General features: G+C 71.7%; 3 protein-coding genes. 1 reads left to right on the plus strand and 2 read right to left on the minus strand.

Translation table 11 applies throughout. The features are described from left to right. Positions 1-817 (minus strand): heparin lyase I family protein (locus D7W79_RS38620; RefSeq protein WP_208729954.1); only part of this gene is annotated, 817 nt, incomplete at its 3' end. Between the two features lie 553 nt (positions 818-1,370). On the opposite strand from D7W79_RS38620, the gene D7W79_RS38625 reads away from it, so the two are divergent. Further along, complete coding sequence (locus D7W79_RS38625) at positions 1,371-4,124, plus strand: CHAT domain-containing tetratricopeptide repeat protein (RefSeq protein WP_120530247.1); 2,754 nt, start codon at positions 1,371-1,373, stop codon at positions 4,122-4,124. Between the two features lie 8 nt (positions 4,125-4,132). Here the strand turns inward: D7W79_RS38625 and D7W79_RS38630 are convergent. Next, positions 4,133-5,067, minus strand: a 935-nt coding sequence (locus D7W79_RS38630; protein WP_147442274.1) for a cupin-like domain-containing protein, incomplete at its 5' end; no start/stop codon positions are given.

Below are 5,067 nucleotides of genomic sequence, written 5' to 3' on the forward strand. Positions count from 1 at the left end.
CGGTGGGCAGCTGGGGGATGGGTGCGTTCGGCGTCGTCGGAGCCTCCGCCACGGGGGACGGGGTGGTGGTGTCCGGCGTCGTGTCGTTCGGGATGGTCGTGTCGTCCGGCACGGGCGTGGGAGCGGGCTCCTCCACCGGCGTGGGCGCGGGCGGCATCACGTCCTCGAGCGTCGTCGCCATGGTGAAGCCGTCGTGGAAGATGGTCCCTTCGGGCTTGATGGCGTCGTCGCGGTACAGACCCATCTTCAGGTAGTTCAGGTCCTTGCCGAACTGGTTGGCGCCGTAGGTCTTCGGCAGCACGTGCTCACCGTTGTGCCACAGCTCCACGAAGCCGGCCTTCTTGTCCGAGGACCACTTCACGTGCAGCACGAAGTCGTGCCAGTTGCCCTTGTCGATGGACGTCTGCCACAGCACGGGCGTGGTGTTGCCGCCCACGCGCAGGTTGATCTTGTCCCCGCGCACGAAGAACTCCAGCGGAGGAGAGCCACAGCAGCCCTCCTGGTGCCACTGGGTGATGACCTGCCACGAGTCATGCACCGGGTAGTTCGACGGGAAGAGCGTGCTCCACTTGTAGTAGTACTCCTTCCCCTGCGTCTCGTGGGTCAGGTAGAGCAGCTCGTTGCGGTTGCCGCTGGCGTTGATGGGATCATCGCCCTGCTTCACGGTGGCCTTGAGCGCGTACCTGCCGTCACGCACCACATCCGTCACGACCTGCAAGCGGCTGTTGGCAACACTCTGCTGCCGCGTCCACTGGGACGTGTTGCCGGTCTCGAAGTCGCCCTTCCAGATGATGCTGGCGGATGCGAGAGCCGGCATCAGGGAGGCCGCGGCAACGAGCTGAAGGAGTCGCTTCAAACAGGGGTCCTTTCGGTCCGGGTTGGGCCACGAGGACACGCGGCGGGGAAAAAGCCTTCCCGCCCCGTCCCGCCTGCCAAGCCCCTGCCGCACGCGCGCCTGGCGGGACGCCTGCCGGGGCATGAGGGAGACGGGCCCCTGCCGCCCGCCACTTCCCCAGGCATGCCGAAGCGCGTGATTCCGGGTGGATGCGGGCGCTCAAACCATCCGTTGAAGGCAGCCGTGCGGCCGAGCCCCCGAGCGTCATCCCCCCAACAACCTGACGGCCCGGCGTCCCGTCCCCCTCTTGCGGCGAACCTGGGAAGTGGAGCCTTTTTTCAAGATCGGCGGAGCAGGCCGTCTATTGGTGCGTGTGTCGCCCAAAACATCCGATGCGCCTGTTCTCCCACCGCCTTGCTACCCACCGCGTCATGGGACGCCTGGAGGCAGGACGCGAGGCCAGGTCGGCGTTCGTCGGAGGTTGGTGTAGAACGTCCCGGAAGGGCGGCTGGGGGGAGACGCCCGAGGGGACCGCATGGTGAAGCCGGCGAAGAAGAGTGTCTGGGCGCTGGCACTGGCCATCCCCCTCCTGGCGGTGGGAGTCGCGGCCCTGAAGCCCCGGGCGCAGCCGCAGTCCGTTCCCGACACCTTCTGGGCGGACCGTCGGGCGGCGGCCCGTATCGAAGCCCGCCTCACGCACCCGGAAGCGGACCGCTACCGCTCGCGTGCGCCCGCGGGTGGCTGCCCGGTGCCCGCCGAGCCGATGCCCCTGGGCCCGCTCGCCCGCATGGAGTCCAAGGAGGACTGGGGCGGCATCGCGGCGGCGTATGCCCTGGAGGGTGAGTGGAGCCAGGCAGCGTCCTTCCTGGAGCGCCTGCCGGCTTCACCGGAGCGCGACAGCGACCTGGCGGCGGTGGCGCTCGCCCGGGGGGACCATGAGCGCGCGCTGCGCCTGCTGGACGGCGCGCTGGCCGCGAAGCCCGGCCTGACACAGGCCCTGTGGAACCGCGCGCTGGTGTTCCGCGAGATGGGGCTGACGCTGCGCGCGTCGGAGCTGTTCGAGCAGGTGGCGAAGCGCAACGAGCAGGGCTGGGGACGTGAGGCCCACGCCCAGGCGCTGGCCCTGCGCGAGGCCACGCTGGAGCGCCAGCGTCAGTGGAAGGCCGCGCGCGAGGCGACGATGGCCCTGGTGGAGGACCCGAAGGCGCCGCTGCCCATGGACGCGGCCCGTCAGCTGCCGGGGACGGTGCGCGGCGTCTTCTACGAGGCCGTGCGCGCCGCGCCGTCGAAGGAGCGCGCGCTGGCGCTGCTGCCCCTGGCGAAGGAGCTGGACCGGGTGCAGGGCGGCAGCGTGCTCACGGACTACGTGCAGCGCGTGGCGAAGCGCGACTTCTCCCGCCGCGCGGAGCTGGCGCGGCAGTACGCGGAGTCGCTGCGCGCGGGCCACGCCGTCCCGGAGACGCTGATGGACCGGGCGCGGCTGTCCGGCGACGAGGACATCTACCTGGGCGCCCTCATGCGCACGCGCAAGGGGACCTTCAACCACCTGAAGGACACGGTGGAGCGCATCAAGCGGCTGGAGGACCCCTGGTTCACCTACGTCGCGGACCGCGACCAGGCCTTCAAGGAGATCGCCGACGGCGCGTGGTGGAAGGCCGAACAGCGGCTCTTCGGCTCGCTCCAGCGCTGCCGCGAGAGTGGCCTGTCCGTGCGCTGCCTGGAGCTGGAGAAGCGGCTGGCCATCTTCTATTACGACATGCAGCGCGTGACGGAGTCCGAGCAGCACGCGCGCGTGCTCTGGGCCGGCGCCCGGCAGCTGCGCGAGTGGGAGCTGGAGTTCAGCGTGCTGGAGGTCCTGAGCCAGGTGGCGCGCTCGCGCAATGACCTGGGCAGCGCCCGCGCCTATCTGGAGGAGTGGATGGCGCGCGGCCCCACGCGCAGCTGCGCCTGGCCCCACGTGCAGCTGGCGCACCTGCACTACCTGGACCTGCGGCCCCAGGACGCGCGGCGCGAGCTGGACACCGCCGCCGCCTGCGCGGACAACCCCATGGAGCCGGTGTTCGGCGCCACGCTCGCGGAGCTGACGCGCTCCAGCTCCGGCGCCCAGGACGCGGAGTGGCTCTCCCGCGTCACCTCCAACATGCTGTCGGGCCCGGGCGTGCAGGGCGACCGCGTCTACGCGGGCTATCTTGAAGGCCGCTTCCACCTGGACCGCGACCGCGCGAAGGGCGAGAGCCACCTGCGCGACGCCATCAAGGAAGCGGACACCCTGCCGCGCGGCGACGCGCTGGGGCGCGAGGCCTGGGCGCTCAGCTATTCGTCGCTCGCGGTGGACGCGGGCCGCGCGGGGGAGTTCCCCAAGGTGGTGGGGCTGATGGCCGCGCAGTTGGGCACGCCCGTGCCCACGCGGTGCGCGCTGGCCGCCAGCGTCCACGCCGAGCGCACCGTGCTGGTGGCGCTGGGCCCCCAGGGCGAGGTGAAGGGGCACTACGACGACACGCGCAAGGAGCCCTTCGCCCGCGCGGACTCGTCCCGGCTGGTGCCGGAGACCCTGCGCAAGACGCTCTCCAGCTGCGACCACGTGGACGTGCTCGCGTGGGCCCCTGTCTTCGGCCGCACGGACCTCCTGCCCTCCGACATCGCGTGGAGCTTCCGCCTGGGCCGCGCCCAGGGCCCGCGCCCGGTCGCCAGCGCCCAGGCGGCGCGCCGGCTGGTGGTGGCCGGCGTGGAGGCCCCGTCGCTGTTGCAGCTGCCGCGGCTTCCCGCGTGGACGCCGGACGCGGAGCCGGGCAGCGCGCCGCCCAACGTGCTGTCCGGTTCGGACGCCACGCCGTCGCGCGTGCTGGAGAGCATGGCGGACGCCACGGAGATTGAGATCCACGCGCACGGCATCACCGACCCCAGCATCTCCGGCGCGTCGCTGGTGGTGCTGTCCCCGGAGGTGAACGGTCGCTACGCGCTCACCGCGGACGTGGTTCGCGAGCAGCGGCTCAAGGGGGAGCCCACCGTGTTCCTGGCCGCGTGCAGCGCGGGCCGCACCACGGCGCTGCAGAGCACGGAGCCCTTCAGCCTGCCGGCGGCCTTCATCGACTCGGGCGCCCGCGCGGTGCTGGCCTCCACGGTGGACATCCCGGACGCGGCGGGCCGCTTCTTCGACGGCGTGCGCCGGCGCATCCACGCGGGCTCGCCCGCGGCCGTCGCGCTGCGCGACGAGCGCCAGGCGTGGCTCGCGCGCGACGGACGGGCCGGGTGGACACGCTCGGTGCTTCTGGTGGAGAAGGCGGACTGAAGCGCTTGCTACGGGGGGGCATCCAGGTGCGTGTTTCCGCCGGGGACGACGAAGTGGTGGAAGGTGACGCTGGCGCTCACGTCCAGCGCCTTCACCCAGTGCCACCAGCCCACGGGCAGGAACACCATGTCCCCGGGCTCCAGCACCGTCTCCAGCACCGTGGCCTCCGCGAACAGCGGGTGCGCCACCAGGTCCGGCGCGCCCGCGTCCACGTGGCTGAAGGTGCCCCGGTGCGGGTACACCCGGTGGCGCTCGTAGGACGGCACCAGCTTCACGTGCTTCCTGCCCATCACCTGGCCCAGCAGGATGTTCATGTTGTCGTGGTGCAGCGGGGTGACGGTGCCCGCGGGGCCCAGCAGCAGCGTCATCTGATCCGCCTGCAGCGACGGGTCGATGATGCCCTCGGGGGCGCGCAGGTCGTCGCGCAGCGCGGACAGCCCCTCGCGGCTCCAGTTGTCGTTGCGCGGAACCATGTAGTAGTCGTTCGTCTGCCGGCCGGACTCCACCATCGCCAGGAAGTCCGCGAAGGGCATCCGCGAGCGGTGCCGGTCCTGCTGGGCCGCGTGCTCCGGGTTGGCGTCGCGCCCCGTCATCACCTCCACCTCCACCTGTCCGAAGTGTTCGCGGAAGTACGGCACCGACCACTTCTGGAGCGCGGGCCAGTCCTTCATCGCCCCCTTGAGCACCACCGGCCGGTGGCCGAAGTAGTAGCGGCGGAAGAACTCCTCCGGGGTGAGCCCCTCGCGCACCTCCAGCTCGCGGCCCCCGTCCTGGGCCCGGAGCGCGCTGTAGGTCTCCATCAGCGACTCCAGCCACCCGAAGTGCCGGGCCACCTGGCGGCACGCCTGGAAGTAGGGGTGCTGCCCCGCCGCGGCAATCTCCGCGCGCGCGACCTCCTGGGACACGCCCGCTCCCACCAGCACCCCCTCCACCTCCTCCACAC

Origin of the sequence: Corallococcus exercitus (genome assembly GCF_003611585.1) — a bacterium.
Taxonomy (GTDB): Bacteria; Myxococcota; Myxococcia; order Myxococcales; family Myxococcaceae; genus Corallococcus; species Corallococcus exercitus.